This is a genomic window from Streptomyces sp. NPDC050619 (assembly GCF_040654815.1).
In the GTDB taxonomy this organism is placed as follows: Bacteria; Actinomycetota; Actinomycetes; order Streptomycetales; family Streptomycetaceae; genus Streptomyces.
Genome location: NZ_JBFAIR010000027.1, coordinates 36,625 through 53,635, shown reverse-complemented (window position 1 = coordinate 53,635; position 17,011 = coordinate 36,625). Strand labels below are relative to the sequence as shown.

General features: G+C 68.1%; 15 protein-coding genes and 1 tRNA gene. 3 read left to right on the top strand and 13 right to left on the bottom strand.

Annotation, left to right across the window (positions count from 1 at the left end):
* Positions 1–5: 5 nt before the first annotated feature.
* The 10 genes from AB0I77_RS35515 to AB0I77_RS35470 all read right to left on the bottom strand — a co-directional run bounded on the left by AB0I77_RS35515 (position 6) and on the right by AB0I77_RS35470 (position 9,628).
* Positions 6–1,349 (bottom strand): condensation domain-containing protein, encoded by a 1,344-nt coding sequence (locus AB0I77_RS35515; protein WP_363287004.1) that lies wholly within the window; start codon positions 1,347–1,349, stop codon positions 6–8.
* A 31-nt stretch (positions 1,350–1,380) separates the two neighbouring features.
* On the bottom strand, positions 1,381–2,613 hold the full coding sequence (locus tag AB0I77_RS35510) for a type III PLP-dependent enzyme (protein WP_363286900.1): 1,233 nt from the start codon (positions 2,611–2,613) through the stop codon (positions 1,381–1,383).
* Positions 2,606–4,168, bottom strand: a complete 1,563-nt coding sequence (locus AB0I77_RS35505; RefSeq protein ID WP_363286899.1) for a class I adenylate-forming enzyme family protein — start codon at positions 4,166–4,168, stop codon at positions 2,606–2,608. The genes AB0I77_RS35510 and AB0I77_RS35505 overlap by 8 nt, the downstream gene beginning before the upstream one ends.
* Before the next feature lie 129 nt (positions 4,169–4,297).
* Positions 4,298–5,458: an acyl-CoA dehydrogenase family protein gene (locus tag AB0I77_RS35500; protein WP_363286898.1), complete on the bottom strand. Its 1,161-nt coding sequence runs from the start codon at positions 5,456–5,458 to the stop codon at positions 4,298–4,300.
* Positions 5,455–5,721, bottom strand: coding sequence for a phosphopantetheine-binding protein (locus tag AB0I77_RS35495; RefSeq protein ID WP_363286897.1), 267 nt, complete (start codon positions 5,719–5,721; stop codon positions 5,455–5,457). The genes AB0I77_RS35500 and AB0I77_RS35495 overlap by 4 nt, the downstream gene beginning before the upstream one ends.
* Positions 5,722–5,800: 79 nt before the next feature.
* A complete protein-coding gene (locus AB0I77_RS35490) occupies positions 5,801–6,943 on the bottom strand; it encodes a nucleotidyltransferase family protein (RefSeq protein ID WP_363286896.1) in 1,143 nt (380 codons plus the stop codon).
* A gap of 345 nt (positions 6,944–7,288) precedes the next feature.
* Positions 7,289–7,642 carry a hypothetical protein gene (locus tag AB0I77_RS35485; RefSeq protein WP_363286895.1) on the bottom strand — a complete coding sequence of 118 codons (354 nt, stop codon included), beginning with the start codon at positions 7,640–7,642 and terminating at the stop codon, positions 7,289–7,291.
* Positions 7,643–7,801: 159 nt separating this feature from the next.
* A complete protein-coding gene (locus AB0I77_RS35480) occupies positions 7,802–8,644 on the bottom strand; it encodes a TauD/TfdA family dioxygenase (RefSeq protein WP_363286894.1) in 843 nt (280 codons plus the stop codon).
* Positions 8,645–8,680: 36 nt separating this feature from the next.
* Complete coding sequence (locus tag AB0I77_RS35475) at positions 8,681–8,893, bottom strand: GNAT family N-acetyltransferase (protein ID WP_363286893.1); 213 nt, start codon at positions 8,891–8,893, stop codon at positions 8,681–8,683.
* 658 nt (positions 8,894–9,551) lie between these two features.
* Positions 9,552–9,628, bottom strand: a tRNA-Thr gene (locus tag AB0I77_RS35470).
* 241 nt (positions 9,629–9,869) lie between these two features.
* On the opposite strand from AB0I77_RS35470, the gene ugpC reads away from it, so the two are divergent.
* From ugpC to AB0I77_RS35455, 3 genes are all read left to right on the top strand, one after another.
* Positions 9,870–11,006 (top strand): sn-glycerol-3-phosphate ABC transporter ATP-binding protein UgpC, encoded by a 1,137-nt coding sequence (gene ugpC / locus AB0I77_RS35465; protein ID WP_363286892.1) that lies wholly within the window; start codon positions 9,870–9,872, stop codon positions 11,004–11,006.
* Between the two features lie 213 nt (positions 11,007–11,219).
* Positions 11,220–11,675, top strand: a complete 456-nt coding sequence (locus tag AB0I77_RS35460; protein WP_363286890.1) for a hypothetical protein — start codon at positions 11,220–11,222, stop codon at positions 11,673–11,675.
* Between the two features lie 87 nt (positions 11,676–11,762).
* Positions 11,763–12,494, top strand: coding sequence for a nucleotidyltransferase family protein (locus AB0I77_RS35455; protein ID WP_363286889.1), 732 nt, complete (start codon positions 11,763–11,765; stop codon positions 12,492–12,494).
* Between the two features lie 199 nt (positions 12,495–12,693).
* Here AB0I77_RS35455 and AB0I77_RS35450 read toward each other — a convergent pair whose 3' ends face one another.
* The 3 genes from AB0I77_RS35450 to cysS all read right to left on the bottom strand — a co-directional run bounded on the left by AB0I77_RS35450 (position 12,694) and on the right by cysS (position 16,988).
* Positions 12,694–14,415: a DoxX family protein gene (locus AB0I77_RS35450; protein WP_363286888.1), complete on the bottom strand. Its 1,722-nt coding sequence runs from the start codon at positions 14,413–14,415 to the stop codon at positions 12,694–12,696.
* Between the two features lie 118 nt (positions 14,416–14,533).
* Positions 14,534–15,475, bottom strand: a complete 942-nt coding sequence (rlmB, locus tag AB0I77_RS35445; protein ID WP_363286887.1) for a 23S rRNA (guanosine(2251)-2'-O)-methyltransferase RlmB — start codon at positions 15,473–15,475, stop codon at positions 14,534–14,536.
* Positions 15,476–15,587: 112 nt separating this feature from the next.
* Positions 15,588–16,988 carry a cysteine--tRNA ligase gene (gene cysS, locus AB0I77_RS35440; RefSeq protein WP_363286886.1) on the bottom strand — a complete coding sequence of 467 codons (1,401 nt, stop codon included), beginning with the start codon at positions 16,986–16,988 and terminating at the stop codon, positions 15,588–15,590.
* Positions 16,989–17,011 lie beyond the last annotated feature (23 nt).

The window sequence follows — 17,011 nt, the reverse complement described above, 5'->3', positions numbered from 1 at the left end:
GGTACTCAATCGACTGTCGTGTTTCGAGATGTCAGGTAAGCTCTCGCGAATCGCATGGGGTAATTAAGTGGTTCCACATCCTCCATGGCTACCCCGACCGCCAGAGCCTCAATTGCCAGCAAAATGCGCCGGACAGGAAACTCTGGGAAGTACGAGTCGTGAACATTGATCGAGAGTATTTCGTTGCCGTCACCCCGGAGGCCGAATGACAGAAAGCGACTTCCGCCTCGATATACGCGTTCACGCAATTCGATTTCCGTCTGTTTCGTGAGATTGTGAATTTCGCCTTTCGCTCCGCAGCCGTTCTGTCCTTCTGTAGAATTTCTCATGTCATTGAATGACAAGTCGAAAGCTCTCTTGCTTTCTCTGTTCTCGTCGAGGTCTGTGAGTATCAGCTGAAGAGCCTGCTCATCGTAGCGACTGAATCTGTAACCCTTGAGGCTTGCTTTCCAAGCATCGGTGACTATTGTCTCGAAAGGCGCGTTGAGCGATTCCAGTACCCCAGGGGCAAATTGCACAAGCTCCCCGACGAATGAACGTTCTTCCTGGTTCAAACGATTGGAAGCCGGCAACAGAAAGGAGGACGTGCTCCGCCCCATGAGTGCGCCGGCAACCACTGAAATAGCGGCTAGGTAGACAACGGATGTACCCATTGCATACTTCTTTGACAGGACTGAAACAGCAGCCCGCAGCGCGTAAGAATCCATTACTGCTGAACGATCGCCGTCTTGCGGAAGATTTTCTAGAATCGACTTCCAGTATTCGAGGGAGTGAGCGCTCTTTTCTTGCCACTTCGTCGATCGCTCTAGCTGCGCTCGGTCCACTGGATGTGTGAGAGGCACCGATGGCCGGTCGCGGTCCCCGGAAAAGTAGCCATCGAGCGCCACTCCTAGTGCCCTGCAACCCTGATCATCGACTGCAAGGTGGGAAACGAGACAAATAAGGTGTGTCGGAACGTCGACGCAAGTCACTACAGCAAATAAGGCCCCAAACTCGGTTGTAATATCAAAGCGTTCCCTCCGAAGACGGTGTATTGCGTCTTGAATATCAGATTCGGTAGGTTCTTCGGTCGGAATTTTGAAGAGCTCCACTGATCCGACTTTTTCAACCTTTTGGTAGGGATCACCGTCGACGTCCGACGGAAATATCGTTCTCAGGGTCTCGAACTCCTCGAATGCCCATTTGACAGCATTACCGACTTCGCGGAGATTTTTCCCTGGCGGAACAGATTGGACATACACAAACGGCCGGTACTTGAGGCGAGAGCCTCGCCAAGTCCTCCGCTGTGCCCATGTAAGGGGGGCGATCGCGTCGCGCTTGCCTTCGAAATGAATCGTTATTTTGTCCATTTTCACCCGATCGCGATAAACTTGGGAACAGTCACTGCTGCATCCCTCCTTCGGTCGTCCTCACGAGCGCCAGACGGCTTGTTTCTTCGACGTGCCCGGACGAGACGATCACTTCGGTAGCGACCGGCCGGCTGAGGAAACCGAGCAGGCTAGCGGTCAAGCCGTAAGCGCCGGTGTTCGGAATGCGCAGCACGTCGCCTGGTTTGACGTTGTTCAGTTTCACTTGCCGTCCCAGCCGATCCAGTGGGGTGCACAGCGGCCCGACCAGGTCGGCGGTGAACGTGGGTCCCGGCCGTCCGGTGTCCTCCAGGCCTACGCTGACCGGCAGCAGCCTGCCTGTGGCGGACAGCCCGCCAAGTGCGTTGATGCCGGCGTCGAGGACCGCGAAGGTACGGCCCTTGCTCTCCTTGACGTCAATGACGGACGCCAGGAGGGTGCCGCAGTCGGCAACCAGGTAGCGCCCCGACTCGAAGGCAAGGAACGGCCGTCCCTCGTCCCGCTCCGGAAGCCACTTTTCGAGCGCCCCCTGCAGCCCCGCCCGCAAGGTCGCGTACTGCGGGCGGGAGCCGGGGACCGCGTACGGTGCGGCAAAACCGCCGCCCAAGTCGAGTAATTCCAGTGGGATGCCAAGCCCATGAGACAGCTGTGCCGCGCACCGGATGCTCTGGGTCATCTCGTCCAGCAGTGTCGCCTCGTCGCGGGCATTGGTCAGGGGGAAGAAGTGGAAGCCCCGCACGGTGACGGTGGTGGGTGTCCGGAAGGCGGACCACTCGGCCATCAACTGTTCGTAGTCGAGGCCGAACTGAGACGAATTGCCAGTCATGCGGAGCCCGCTGCCGCCAACCGCATCCGGCGCATTGACCCGCAGCAGGCAGTCAACGTGCGCACTGTGCCGTTCGGCGGCAGCACCGATCCGGCGAATGTCGGCGAAGGACTCGGCGGAGAAGAGACGTACGCCCGCTGCCAGTGCCCCGCCGAGTTCTGCGGGAGTCTTGCCTGGTCCGGTGTACAGCACGTGCTGGGAAGGCTGTCCGGCGGCCAGGACGACAGCCAGTTCGCCGGCGGAGCTGACTTCGAGACGGGCGCCGAGGCCGCCCAGGCGCCGCACCAGTGCGGGATGCGGGTTGGCTTTCAGGGAGTAGTAGATGAGAGAGCCCGTGGGGAGTGCGCGTACGAGGTCGCCGTATGCCTGCTCCACACGATTCAGGTCGTACACGTATGCGGGTGTGCCGTACGTCTCGGCTATGGCGTCGAGGTCAGGCATGCTGTGCTCCTTCCGGGGCGTCCGCATCGAGCAAGGCACGCAGGGCCTGCCGGTCGGCTTTTCCATTCGCGGTCACAGGCATGGTGTCGAGCACCATGCACCGCGTGGGGGTTCGCTGCGGCCCCAGCCGGGCGGCGAGTTCGGCAAGCACGATGGCAGGCCGTGCCGTGCCGGTCACGAACAAGGGGAGTTCGTTCTCGTCAAGCGGGACAAGCACCACCGCGTCACGTACTCCGGGCACCGACTGAGCGGCAGCCTCGATCTCCAGTGTGCTCATGCGCACGCCACGTCGTTTGAAGATCTCGTCACGCCGTCCGGAGAAGTAGAGGTATCCCTCCTCGTCGAGGTACCCGTAATCGCCAGTGTGCAGCCGGAACCGCGAGACGCCCGGCGTGGTCCGGAACATCCGCGCAGTCGGGCCAGGACTGCGCCAATACCCGTCCATCACGTGCGGGCCGTCAACCACGATCTCTCCCACCACGCGAGGCGGCACGGCCATGCCGTCGGGGTTGAGGATGGTCACCGTGGTGCCGGGCAGCGGGCGCCCAACCGACTCGGGGCGCAGGGAGGCCTGGTCCGGCGGGAGTATGGAGACGCGCTTGCATTCGGAGATGCCGTACATCGGGCAGACTTCGGCTCCGGGGAACGTCTCGCGCAATGTACGGGCAAGGTGCGGAGCGAGTTTCGCTCCCGTGTTGGTGAACAGTCGCACCGTGTTGCGTACGGCCCCGTCGGCGCCGGACCGGGTGCGTTCCCGGGCGGCGAGCGTGATGAGCATCGCTGCCAGCGAGGGGACCACGGGGACGACCGTCGCACCGCAGCGGCGCAGTTGCCGCAGCACCGTGACGTCACTGCCCTCGTCGGCCAGGACCAACTCGGCACCTGCGAAGGCGCAAAGGAAAAGCTGATAGAGGCCGTAGTCGAAGGAAAGCGGCAGCCGACAGAAGACGATGTCGTGACGGCGGTACTCAAGGCACTGTGCGATCGCGCGGGCGGCGAAGAGCACCCGATCGTGCGGGCAGACGATGCCCTTGGGGCGGGAGGTGGTCCCCGAGGTGTAGATGATCAGGGCGGGCGCTCGTGGAGCCTCCGGATTCGGCGACCGATCGGGTACGGCGGCCTGGGAACCGCATGGGCCCACAGATTCCGCGGCGGCTGCCAGCTCAGCGGCGTCGGCAGTGCGGCAGAAGCCCGGCAGCTCTCCCAGCCCGCCGGAGGCGATCAGCAGGCAAGCCTCCGTTTCCTCGAGGATGGGGGCGAGTTGGTGGGCGGTCGTCGTAGGGGCGAGCGGGACCAAGGTGGCGCCCACCCGCGACACCCCGTACACCAGGGCGGTGAACGCGCGGCTCGCGGGCAGCCGGGTCACGACCCGGTCCCCGGCTCGCACGCCGCGCTGCTTCAGCCAGTCCGCGACGGCGCGGGTGGCCGACGACAGCTCCCGGTACGTCCAACGGCCGTCTACATCACGCACGGCGGGCAGCTCCGGAAACCGTCCGGCCGCCGTCTCGAGAATTCCGTGGAGCGTTTCCTCTCCTGCCCACCCCGCCACAGCCATCCTTTCTCACCGTCTACCTGAGCGCTCGAGATTTCCCCTCCGAAATACGGGGACGATTCCTTGAAAGCCCCCGTGGCGTTCGCTCGGGCACGGGCGCGGGGTGACATCCGGCGGCGTTTGAGCCGACCGTCAGACGAGAGTCACCGAACGGTCGACGAGTACCAGCGCCCCGTTGGCCGCCCACAGCCGGTCGTTGGCGTAGTTCAGGCTGGCGGAGCGCAGATCCCGGAAGCACCTTTCGAGGGACAGCCCGGAATCCTTCGCATACCCCGCCGACAGTCCCGCCAGCTCCACCATGCGGTCAACCGCGCGGAAGGTCAGGTCCGAGGCCGCGAGCTTCAGCGAGTTGAGATGGATCTGCACCGCGTGAGGGTCGAGCGACTCGCCTCGGTCCCGCCTGTCGGACACTTCCTGGCAAACGCGGTGCAGATAGGCATGGGTGAGTTCCAGGTCGAGCCGGATGCGTGCCAGTCGCTCACGGAACAGGTCGGAGGTAAGGTCCGGACCGCCGCTCCTCCCCGGCCTGCGCAGATGTGCGACGAGCTCGCGCAGGCAGCCCCGGGCCGCGCCCAGCCAGCAGGCCGCCCATCCGAGGTGGGCCAGGGGGATCATGCTCTCGACCGCCACTGTCCGGAACCTTCCCGGTTCGCCGACAATATTGGTCGCGGGTACGGTGCCGACAAGGTCCAGCCCCAGGCTTTCGGTGCCGCGCATGCCCATTGCGTCCCATCGCCCGGACTCCTGGACGTCCAACTGCTTGCGCTGCGCGTACACCAGCGAGACCTCATCCGGGCGGGCGTCCTCATGAGCGCGCATCGTGATGAGGAATCCATCGGCCTGTCGGCCGCCGGTGACGACGGGTGCCCGGCGCTCGATGTGCAGGCTCCCGTCCTGCTGGGACAGAGCCTGCTGCGCGCTCAGCAGATGGCCGCCTTTGGCCCGCTCTGTGGTGACGGAGGCGATGTACGTCTCGCCCCGGGCCACGGACGGCATCAGGTCGTCGCGGAGTTCGCCGGAGCCGAACCTGGCGATGGCGTCCACTTGTTGGCAGTGCATGGCCCAGATGGAAGCGGTGGACAGGCACGCGGACGCGAGTTCCTGGGCCGTCTCCACGAAGGTTCGCAGATCGCCGTCGGCACCGCCATAGGCCCGGGGCACCAGCAATCCGAGCAGTCCGGACTCCCGTAGTGCGGTGAGGCTCGCGATGGGGAACTCGCCCTGCGTGTCCACCCGGGGCGCATGTTCTCGCAGAACGGAGAGCACGGAGGAGGTGACTGCCGGCGCCGTCATGCCGGCTCGCTCTGGATGGCGCGCACCGCGCAGACCACCTCCCACAGGGCACCCGGGCTGGCGAAGGTGTCCGGCTGCAGGAAGTCGTCCGGCATGGAGATGTCATAGGCCGTCTCAACGGACAGCAGCAGCTCCACGATGGCCATCGAGTCCAAGCCCGCGGCGATCGTGTCCAGGTCGGGACGGAGTGCCTCGTCCGGTGGCAGGAAGCGCAGGGCGTCGCGCAGGAGGGTCTCGAAGCGGTCGTCCCAGGGGTTCGTCATGGCTTCACTCCGTCGTTCTTCTCATGGATTCCAACTGCCGCGCGCTCACCACCGAGCCGTCGCTCTCCACGATTCACCGTCAGGCGCGCACGGCTCGGGCAAGTGAGGGCAGGGGGGCGGCGGTCAGCTGAGGGGGAACCCGGTCGCGGAGCCGGTCCCGCATGCTTCCTCGCCAGGCCAGTCCACTGCCATCGGTGGCGCCCGCGCTGTTCAGCCAGTCTTCGGCCACATACCCGTCGAGCCCGAGTTCCCCGACGAGAGCGGAGCCGAAGACGGCGTCCGTGTGATGGCACACCCAGGCGATCGGCGGCTGCAGACCGTGTGCGGTGACCAGCCGGGAGATCTCCGCGGCGTGATCCCTGCCCCGCAGCCACCAGAACCGGCAGATGTCGGCGAACTGCCCCAGCCGCACGTTCTTCTTGAGGATCGTGCGCTGGAACCAGGCTTCCCGGAACAGATGGAGGGCCAGGAAGAGGAAGTCGTACGGGACGGCCAGGGCCGGCAGCACGTCACCCCCGGAACGTCCCGGAACGGCCACCTGTTCCAGGTCGGCGAGCACCTCGTCCATGGGTAACTGCCAGCCACTGGTGTGCCAGGTGAGGCTGAAGGCGACGTCGACCATATGGAAGGGAACGCTCCCTCCCTCAGTCACCCGCAGGAAGTGCGGCAGGTGATCGCGGTGGAGCCGGTAGAGAGCCTTGTCGGCCCGCCCTATCTCCACCAGCCGGCCGGTCTTGTGGTCGTAGGTCACAGCGCCGGAGTAGCCGAGATCGCCGAGGAGTGCCGCGACCTTCTCCCGGTCGTCGGGGTGTGCCATGAGATCGATGTCGCCGAATCCCCTGATCCCCCGACCTCCGTACGTGGTGAACTGGCACACGACGCCCTTCGTGCAGGCCACAGACACGCCTGACGCGTCGGCCGCGGCGACGATGCGGAGCGCCTCGTCGGTGGCGAGTGCGGTCTTGTGCCGGTTCCAGTACAGCGAATCGATCAGATGTCGACGCAGCTCGAGTGGGAACAGGTCTGTCCGCTCCACCTCGATGACATGGGCTGCCAGGGCCGGGAGCAGCGCGTGCCGGGCCGCCTGGCTGATCAGCTCATCGAGATCCAGCGGGCCGGTGAGCAGCTCGGCAGCGGCTGCCGAAGCACGCGGATCCACATCTGCCGTGCATACGTGGCCCAGCAGCCGCCAGGCGTTCTCCCGCTCCGTGCGATCGGTCACCCGGCACCTCCAGACGTCGTGTGCGGCCGGGCCGGGCGCGTCCACGGTCCCGTTGGATCCAGGGCGGCGAGGACGGTGGCCATCTGCGGTGGTTCGGTCTGTTTGCGTGACTGGCTGGCTTCCTTGGTCATTAACCGTTCATGCATCCTTGCTCCCGGTTGGGCGATGGCGAGCGCGAGCTTGGCAAGGGCCGAAGCCTGCGCCGAGCACGTCGAACGGGGCCTCGCTCCGACGGCGCCGGGCAGCTTGGGGACCGGGACGTTCCCATGGGCGCGGCCAAGATGGTCTCCAGGGCTGTGGCGGTTCCTCAGCGCACGCCGACCGCGCCGCTGACGAGGTGGGGTATCAAGTCTTGAAAGGTGCGGCGCTGCCCCGCGTGGTGTCGAGGAGCAGCCCGCCGTTGCTCGACGCCAGTCGGCGGAAGGCGTCCACTCGTTGCTCGTAGACGTCCAGGCCGAGCGGGTCGTCGCGCTCGGCGGCTCGGCGGCGCACCCGGGCGCTGGCCTCCCGCGCTGACACGGTGGTGAACACAGAGAGGTCCGGCGCCGGGAAGCAGGCGATCAGCGGTTCCACCACCGCGCGCGTCTCGGCCGGCACCCGCTGTATGAGCACTTCGCCCAGGGGCGTGAACAGATAGCGGTCGACCACGACGACGCGGCCCGCCCGCAGCGCAGGCAGGATACGCGCCCGAACGGTCATCAGCCGGTCCCCCGTAGCCGCGTACGGTCCGACCGTGCGCCCGCAGATACGCCCGGGTCATCCCGGTGGTCGTGGTCTTGCCGCTGCCGTCGACGCCGTCGAAGGCGATGAGCGTGCCGGGTAACCCGTGTGGCCAAAACGGCAGCCGCCACTGCGGGCTCAACGCGCCCGTCCGGCGTACCGGGCGGTCGTACGGTGGACCCGGCGGTGCAGACCGGGAGGAACGGCCTCGCCGCGGTGGAGCAGCGAGGGGTTGTCCCACACCAGCAGGTCGCCGGGGCGCCAGATGTGTACGTACTGCCACCGCCGGTGCAGCGTGTGGGCGTACAGCTCCTCGACCAGCTCGCGACTCTCGTCCTCGGGCAGGTCAACGACCCGGTCCAGGCACATCTCGTTCAGGTACAGGGCTGGCTCACCGGTGACCGGGTGAGGGCGGACCAGCGGATGCGTCACGGGTGGGAAGGCCGCGAGCTCGGCCCGTGCCTCCTCCTTCGACACCCGCGACGAGGCCCGCCGCAGGCTCGAGAAGTTGCGCCCGAAGTCGTGTACGGCGTGCAGCGAAGCGACCCGCTCTCGCAGCCGGGCCGGCAGCGCGGCCAGGGGTACGCGGGTGTCGTTGAAGTGGGTACGGCCACCTTCCGGCGGCACCGTCACCCCATACAGGAGCGTGGCGTCGGTGGGCTCCGCCAGGAAGGAGGCGTCACTGTGCCAGTGTTCGGCGGGCCGTCTGTACTCGCGGGGCGGGGACTCGCGGAACACCTCGACGTACGGACTGGCCGGGTGCGCGTGCGTGGGGTCCCACGGCAGCACGGACCGGCCGAAGAGGGAGGTGACCTTCAACTGGGCCTCGACGGTGAGTGTCTGGCCCGGGAAGAGGAGTAACTGGTGTCTGTGCAGAGCCTCGACGAGTTCCGCCGCGTGCTCCTCGGCCTCCGGCGTGCCGAGATCGGTGTCGAACACCTCGACGCCGAAAGATCCGTTCAGGGGCTTACAACTGAGCATCCGAAGGGCTCCTTGCCGCCAGTTTCGCCGTCATCCCTACCGTGTCGGAGAGCGGCCCGTACTCCACGGGACCGTGGGCGCCGCAACGCCCCGTCGTCTGCACCGCTCCGCGAGCCGGCGCAGCAACAGTCCGCCCACCCCTCTGCGTTGCCACGCGTCCTCCACCAGCACCCCGGCCTCCGCAACACCGGGGCGGTACGGGGCGGTGCTGCCCAGCGCGAGCCCGGCCCGGGTCCGCGACGGGGACAACCAGCAGAGCGTCCGTACCGGCGTCCCGTGACAGCAGGGCGCGCAAGCGCCATCGGACGCGTCTCACCATGGAATCCCCTCCTGTCAGCCCGGCGCCCGATGCATTACACCGCAGACTCCGCCGGATATCAGCGGGGCGGGAGTGGGACCTTGGTCCTATTGATGGGGAACGAAGGGCCCTGACACGCTGTCCGACCATAGATACAGCGAAACCGGAAATTCTTTACAAACCCCGTGATCCGAAGATGCGCAGCGATCCCTGTCCCTCGCTCGTCCCATCCTTACTCAGGGTGACGAACCGGTTTGTCGATGCCTCCTCTGGCGCGGCAGGGATGCGGCCTGCTCGCCGCCAGCGCGCGAGGACGGCTCGGCCGTAGTTGTCTGTGGTGTGGATGGCGTTTCTGCTCGGCATCGGGAGTGTCGCTTGCGGCAAATGTCACGGCGGCAGCCGACCTCGCTTGGAAGCCGGTGCTCGTCTCGTCCGCCCCGCCCTGAAGGGCAAACGCCCTCTGGTGAACGTAGGAGGCGTACGCAGCCACCGACGCCACGACCAAGGCACAGCCACGCCGCACCCACGTCTCAAGGTCAGCCGCACGAGAACCGCCCACCGTAGCCGAAACGGCGAGCTCACGGCCCCACGGCGGGTTATCCATGCTGTTGGAGCCCCCTGTCGGATTCGAACCGACGACCTACGCATTACAAGTGCGTTGCTCTGGCCAGCTGAGCTAAGGAGGCCTGCACGTGTGACGCGCACGCGTGCCCGTGCAGTGTACCCAGGCCGCAGGGTGGCCCTGTCGAAAATTTCCGCGAAGTTCACAGTCCCCCAGCTACTGACAGCCGGGCAAACGCCAGGTACCGTCCTGACCCAGTTCGCACGTGTGGACTACACCATCCCGGGCTCTGTCCGGGACGGCTCACCACCTTCCTACAACGGATCGTCCGGCACGTTCCTGCCGGTAGAAGGGGGCCCTTCACCATGGCCACTGTCTCGTTCGACAAGGCGACCCGGATCTACCCGGGTTCCACCAAGCCCGCCGTCGACGCTCTCGAGATCGACATCGAGGACGGGGAATTCCTCGTCCTGGTCGGTCCCTCCGGTTGCGGCAAGTCCACCTCGCTCCGGATGCTCGCGGGGCTCGAGGACGTGAACGCCGGCACCATCCGCATCGGTGACCGTGACGTCACGCACCTGCCGCCGAAGGACCGGGACATCGCCATGGTGTTCCAGAACTACGCGCTGTACCCGCACATGTCGGTCGCCGACAACATGGGCTTCGCGCTCAAGATCGCCGGCGTCAACAAGGCGGAGATCCGGCAGAAGGTCGAAGAGGCCGCGAAGATCCTCGACCTGACCGAGTACCTGGACCGCAAGCCGAAGGCGCTCTCCGGTGGTCAGCGCCAGCGTGTCGCCATGGGTCGCGCCATCGTGCGTGAGCCGCAGGTGTTCCTCATGGACGAGCCGCTGTCCAACCTGGACGCCAAGCTCCGTGTGTCCACGCGTACGCAGATCGCCTCGCTCCAGCGCCGTCTCGGCATCACCACCGTCTACGTCACCCACGACCAGGTCGAGGCCATGACGATGGGCGACCGGGTCGCCGTCCTCAAGGACGGTCTGCTCCAGCAGGTCGACTCGCCGCGCAACATGTACGACCGGCCCGCGAACCTCTTCGTCGCCGGCTTCATCGGCTCCCCCGCGATGAACCTGGTCGAGGTCCCGATCACCGACGGCGGTGTGAAGTTCGGCAACAGCGTCGTCCCGATCAACCGTGACGCTCTGAAGGCCGCCTCCGACAAGGGTGACACCACCGTCACCGTCGGTGTCCGTCCCGAGCACTTCGACATCGTCGAGCACAACGGCGAGGCCGCCTCGTCCCTGTCGAAGGACACCGCGGACGCCCCGGCCGGTCTCGCGGTCTCCGTGAACGTGGTCGAGGAGCTCGGCGCCGACGGCTACGTCTACGGCAGCTCCAAGCTCGGCGACGACCTCAAGGACCTGGTCGTCCGCGTCAGCGGCCGCGCGGTCCCGGAGAAGGGCGCCACGCTGCACGTCGTGCCGCGGCCGGGCGAGACCCACGTGTTCTCGACCTCCACGGGCGAGCGCCTCACCGACTGAGCCAGGCAGTACAACCCCGGGTAATTCACCCAGGTTGACGAGTAGGGCCCCGCAGACCACTGCGGGGCCCTACTCGTTGTCGACAAATACCCCGGCACACCGGGCATTTCGAGCAGCGTGCGTCAACCCACTACCCAAAAAAGGGCACCACTTCATCCCCCGAACCGGTGACTAAATGTCGCCAAATCATTACCCCACGCTACCCTCACTCGCGTGAAGCACTCCACTAACCAACAGACGCGACGCGGCCGGGGCCCCGCCCGCCGGATCGGCCGCTCCCTCGCCCTCGTCCTGCCCGTCGTCCTGGTGCTCTCCGGGACCCTCGCGGTCACCCGAGTCAACTGGTCGGGGAATCCGTCGGACTCGGTGCTCACGGCATCGGACGTCTCGGCGGCCGACGCCTCCTCGCGCGCCGCCGCCCGCGCTCCGCACGAGGTGCTGCGCGACACCCTCATGACCGAACTCCGGGAGAAGAACCCGGGCATCGCGCTCACGCACCTCCAGGAGGCCGTCAACGGGCGCCCCTCGCTCGCGAAGCACTGCGTGTCCATCGCCCGCGCCCTGGGCCATGCCGCGGTCCGTATGTACGGGCCCACGCGCGCCCAGTCGTACGCCCGCCCGGTCTGCGACACGTCCTTCGCGACGGGCGTCGCGGCGGCGCACGGCTGAGCGCCGCCTCGGAGACGGGGGGTAACAGCTGATTAAGGAACGGTTGCCGATCCCGGTCGCGAGCGGGGCGCAACGTACAGTTCGGTCATGACCGATCCGAACGCCGCGTCTCGCCCCGTTCAAGCCGTGATTCTGGCCGGTGGCCAGGGCTCCCGGCTGCGTCCCTACACCGACGACCGGCCCAAGCCGATGGTCGAGATCCCCGGCACGGGGACTCCGATCATCGGCCATCAGCTTGTCTGGCTCGCGGAGGAGGGCGTGACGGACGTGGTGGTCAGCTGCGGCCACCTCGCCGACGTCCTCCAGAAGTGGCTGGAGTCGGCCGATCTGCCGGTGAACGTCAAGACCGTCGTCGAGTCGGAGCCGCTGGGCCGCGGCGGCGGCCTCAAGTACGCGGCCGCGCATCTGCCCCACCCCGAGCGGTCCTGGTACGCGACGAACGGCGACATCTGGACCCGTTTCTCGCTGCGCGACATGGCGGACTTCCACACCGAGCGCGACGCGGTCGCGACCCTCGCGCTGGCGCGTCCGCGCATTCCGTGGGGTGCGGTGAAGACGGACGGGTTCGGGCACATCACGGACTTCATCGAGGCACCGCCGACGACGAACGAGATCAACGCGGGCGTCTACGTCTTCTCGCCGGAGTTCGCCGGCCTCCTCCCCGAGCGCGGCGACCACGAGCGCACCACGTTCCCGCACCTCGCGCGCGAGCGCCGACTCGCCGGTTTCCCGATCCCGCAGGGCGCGTACTGGCGCGCCATCGACACCGCGAAGGATCTGCGGGAGGCGGCGAAGGAACTGGCGGCGCTGGGGCGGTAAGCCGCTCCGCGGTCGCCTTCAGAGTGCCGGCCGGTGGGGGCTGGTCGCGCCGTTCCCCGCGCCCCTTGAGGGCGTCGCAGTCCATGCCGACGGGGTCCCGCACTCAGCAGTGCGGGACCCCGTCGTCGTATGGGCCAGTCGTATGGGCAAGGGATGGTTCAGCCGGCGGGCGTGCCCAGGATGCCGCCCACCGGCTGGGTTACCCCAACAGGCCGCCCACAAGGCCCGGTTGGCCGGAGGAAGAGCCGCCGCCGGAGCTGCCGGTCCCGCCGGAGCTGCCGGAGCCGCCGGTCGGGTCGCTGCCGCCGGTGGCGGTGCCGCCGGAGGTCGGGCCGGAGGTGGTGCTGGGTGCCTGCTCGACCGGGGAGGACTGCTGCGGCGGGGCCTGGCCGCCGGTGGTGCCCTGGGTCTGGCTGGGCGCGCCGCCGGTGGCGGCGGGGCCGGCGCCCTGGGTGGCGCCCGGGGTGGTCGCGGCGCCGGCGGACGGGCTGGCCGCCGCTCCCGCCGTGGCGCCCTGGGTGGGCGCGCTGGAGGCCGACGGGGTCTTCCGCTGCCGCTGGGCGGAGTCCTCGGGGAGCGGGGAGCCAGGCAGTTCGTTGCGCGGCGCCTCGCCGGGTCCGGGGACGACCACGCGGTCGGCGTCGCGGACGGCGCCGCCGAGCAGCGAGCCGACCAGCAGGGTGAGGCCGGTGACGACGGCGGTGATGAGGGCGCCGCGGCGCAGGACGTACTGGCGCAGGTCCCAGATGTCGGCGCGGGGGCCGAGGCGGCGCCAGGCGCCGCCGGCGAGGCGGCCGTCGATGGAGTAGACGGGGGCGCCGGCGATGATCAGCGGGGACCAGGCGGCGAGGAAGATGATGTCGGGGGTGTCGTAGGCGGGGACGCTCTTCCAGCTGACGGTGACGAGGAGCGCGGCGGACAGGCCGGCGCCGACGACCGCGGCGACCCGCTGCCAGCAGCCCAGGACCGTGAGGACGCCCACGATGACCTGGAAGAAGGCGATGACGAGTCCGGCGCCGACGGGGTGTTCGAGGGCGAACTGGCGCAGTGGCTCGGCGACTTCCCAGGGGTGCAGGGTGTTGAGCCACTTGACCATGGAGCCGCGTTTGCCGCCGTCGAAGTAGACGGGGTCGCAGAGCTTGCCCATGCCGGCGTAGATGGAGATGAAGCCGAGGAAGACGCGGAGGGGGAGGAGGACCACGCCGAGGTTCATGCGGCGGCCGGGGTAATAGGCGTGCCGGGCCGGGTCGACGCCGTGGCGCTTGCCGCGCCGGTCGCCGTCGGCGCCCTCGTCGGTCTCCTCGTACTCCTCGAACTCCTCGCCTGCGTAGGCGGGTTCGTCGTAGGCGCTGCCCACGGTCCGCATGGCCGGCAGGAGTCGGGGGCCGTCGGGGTCGTGACTGCGCTGGGCGCCGACGACGGGGGCCTCGACGGTCTGGTCGAGGGCGGCATAACCGTCGCCGTCGTAACCCTCGCCGCCATAGCCGTCGTTGCCGTCGATGCGCGGGATGACCTGGGTGGCGCCGGCATCGGCGGTCGGGGCCGGTTCCTCGCCGTGGCGTACGCTGCCGCCCCGGACCGCCTGGAGCAGCCGGTGGGCGCCGGTGTCGTCCGGGTCGGACTTCCCGCTCCAGACGACGGGCCGGCGGCGGGCGGCGCCTGCGGTCGCGCCCGCTCTGCCCGCCGGGGCGCCGACGACGGGGATGCGGGCGGTGTCCTCGGTGGCGCTCAAGTGCCGTGCGACCCGCGGGGATTGGTTGCGCCGGGTCGACGCGCCCAACTGCACGCGGAAGCTCGCATGATTGACGATGATCTGCGCCGGGTCACTCGGCACCTTCACCATGCTCAGCGCGGGAGCGTCGTCGAATCCCGACGGGCCGTCCCCCGTGGGTGTGCGGGGTGTTCTGGTGTCCACACTCATCTAACCGAGTGACGTGTGGATAGGACACTGCTTTGACCGGCCGGATCTGTCCGGACCGCGTCAAGCTTGTCCTCGACGCCAGGAATACCCCATGTGGGTGACTACGTCGAACAATCGCTCAGGCGCGCCGACGGGCCGCCTCGTACAGCACGATGCCCGCGGCCACACCGGCGTTCAGCGATTCCGCACCGCCCGGCATCGGAATCCGTACCCGGTGGTCGCAGGTCTCGCCGACCAGCCGGGACAGTCCCTTGCCCTCGCTTCCGACGACGATGACGACGGGCCCGCCCAGGGCCTCCAGCTCACCGATCTCGACCTCGCCGTCCGCGGCGAGTCCGACGACCACGATGCCCGCCTTCTTGTACGCCTCCAGGGCGCGCGTCAGGTTGGTGGCGCGGGCGACGGGCGTACGGGCGGCGGCGCCCGCGGACGTCTTCCAGGCACCGGCGGTCATGCCGGCCGCGCGCCGCTCGGGTACGACGACACCGTTCCCGCCGAAGGCGGAGACGGACCGGACGACGGCGCCGAGGTTGCGCGGGTCGGTGACCCCGTCGAGGGCGACGATCAGCGGGTCCTTGCCCGCGTCGTAGGCCGCGTTGGCCAGGTCCTCGGCGTGGGCGTACTCGTAGGGCGGCACCTGGAGGACGAGGCCCTGGTGGTTGAGCCCGTTGGTCATGCGGTCGAGTTCGGGGCGCGGCGCCTCCATGAGGTTGATGCCGCCGCGCTCGGCCGCGAGCTGGAGCGCCTCGCGCACCCGCTCGTCGTTGTCGATGAACTGCTGGACGTAGAGCGTGGAGGCGGGCACGCCCTCGCGCAGCGCCTCCACGACGGAGTTGCGGCCGACGACGAGTTCGGACGTCGGCCTGCCGCCGCGGCCCCTGGGGGCGGGGCGTCGCGTGACCTGCTTCGCCTTGGCGGTGGCGACGCGGTTCTTCTTGTGCCCCTTGCGCGCCTCGGCGGGCGGCGTCGGCCCCTTGCCTTCCAGGCCCCGGCGTCGCTGGCCGCCACTGCCGACCTGCGCGCCCTTCTTGCCGGACATGCGGCGGTTGTTGGCTGCCATGACCTACCTGTCTGTTCTCTGCTTCTGTTCGCTGCGAAACGGAAGCGGGCGTGTGTACGTATATGCAGTGTGCCGCCCGGAAGGCCGGGCGGCACAATCGATCAAGAAAGGCTCAGCGCGAGCCGAGGGTCCAGCGGGGTCCCTCCGGGCAGTCCTCGATGACGAGCCCGGACTGGTTGAGCTGGTCGCGGATGGCGTCCGCGGTGTTCCAGTCCTTGCGGGCGCGGGCCGCCTCGCGCTGGTCGAGGACCAGTCGTACGAGGCTGTCGACGACCCCGTGGAGATCGTCCCCGCGGTCGGCCTCGCCGGCCCAGTGCGCGTCGAGCGGGTCCAGGCCGAGGACGCCGAGCATGGCGCGGACCTCGGCGAGGCGCGCCACCGCGGCTTCCTTGTCGTCGGCCGCCAGCGCGGAGTTGCCCTGCCGGACGGTGGTGTGCACGACGGCGAGGGCCTGCGGGACGCCCAGGTCGTCGTCCATCGCGTCGGCGAACGCGGGCGGTACCTCGGCCGCGGGCTCGACGACTCCCCCGGCCTTCTCCACCACCCGCTGCACGAAGCCCTCGATGCGCGCGAACGCCGACTCGGCCTCGCGCAGGGCCTCTTCGCTGTACTCGATCATCGAGCGGTAGTGCGGGGTGCCGAGGTAGTAGCGCAGCACGATCGGCCGCCACCGCTGGACCATCTCGGACACGAGGACCGAGTTGCCCAGCGACTTGGACATCTTCTCGCCGGCCATGGTGACCCAGGCGTTGTGCACCCAGTACCGGGCGAACTCGTCGCCGTAGGCCTTGGCCTGGGCGATCTCGTTCTCGTGGTGCGGGAAGATCAGGTCCAGGCCGCCGCCGTGGATGTCGAAGGCGGTGCCGAGGTACTTGTGGGCCATCGCCGAGCACTCCAGGTGCCAGCCGGGACGGCCGCGGCCCCACGGCGTCTCCCAGCTCGGCTCGCCCGGCTTGGCCGCCTTCCACATGGCGAAGTCGCGCGGGTCCCGCTTGCCGGTCTCGCCCTCGCCGGAGGGCTGGAGCAGGTTGTCCAGCTCCTGGTTGGACAGCCGCAGGTACTCCGGGAAGGACTTCACGTCGAAGTAGACGTTGCCGTCGGCCTCGTAGGCGTGGCCGCGCTCGATGAGCCCGCGCATCATCTCGACCATCTCGGTGACATGGCCGGTGGCGCGCGGTTCGTAGGTCGGGGGCAGGCAGCCGAGGGCGTTGTAGCCGTCGTTGAACGCGCGCTCGTTCTCGTAGCCGATGGACCACCAGGGGCGGCCCTGCTCGGCGGCCTTGGCGATGATCTTGTCGTCGATGTCGGTGACGTTGCGGATGAACGTGACGTCGTAGCCGCGGTACTGGAACCAGCGGCGCATGATGTCGAAGTTCAGGTAGGAGCGGACGTGCCCGATGTGCGGTGCCGCCTGCACGGTGGCGCCACACAGGTAGATCGAGACACAACCCGGCATGAGCGGGGAGAAGTCACGAATCTGCCGGGCGCTGGTGTCGTACAGGCGAATGGTCACGAGTCCAGGGTAGTAGGCGTGGG

Bases quoted from the DNA above. Each gene is read 5' to 3' on its own strand.
- AB0I77_RS35515 (WP_363287004.1), bottom strand. From the start codon at position 1,349: ATGGACAAAATAACGATTCATTTCGAAGGCAAGCGCGACGCGATCGCC.
- AB0I77_RS35510 (WP_363286900.1), bottom strand. From the start codon at position 2,613: ATGCCTGACCTCGACGCCATAGCCGAGACGTACGGCACACCCGCATAC.
- AB0I77_RS35505 (WP_363286899.1), bottom strand. From the start codon at position 4,168: ATGGCTGTGGCGGGGTGGGCAGGAGAGGAAACGCTCCACGGAATTCTC.
- AB0I77_RS35500 (WP_363286898.1), bottom strand. From the start codon at position 5,458: ATGACGGCGCCGGCAGTCACCTCCTCCGTGCTCTCCGTTCTGCGAGAA.
- AB0I77_RS35495 (WP_363286897.1), bottom strand. From the start codon at position 5,721: ATGACGAACCCCTGGGACGACCGCTTCGAGACCCTCCTGCGCGACGCC.
- AB0I77_RS35485 (WP_363286895.1), bottom strand. From the start codon at position 7,642: ATGACCGTTCGGGCGCGTATCCTGCCTGCGCTGCGGGCGGGCCGCGTC.
- AB0I77_RS35480 (WP_363286894.1), bottom strand. From the start codon at position 8,644: ATGCTCAGTTGTAAGCCCCTGAACGGATCTTTCGGCGTCGAGGTGTTC.
- ugpC (WP_363286892.1), top strand. From the start codon at position 9,870: ATGGCCACTGTCTCGTTCGACAAGGCGACCCGGATCTACCCGGGTTCC.
- AB0I77_RS35455 (WP_363286889.1), top strand. From the start codon at position 11,763: ATGACCGATCCGAACGCCGCGTCTCGCCCCGTTCAAGCCGTGATTCTG.
- AB0I77_RS35450 (WP_363286888.1), bottom strand. From the start codon at position 14,415: ATGAGTGTGGACACCAGAACACCCCGCACACCCACGGGGGACGGCCCG.
- rlmB (WP_363286887.1), bottom strand. From the start codon at position 15,475: ATGGCAGCCAACAACCGCCGCATGTCCGGCAAGAAGGGCGCGCAGGTC.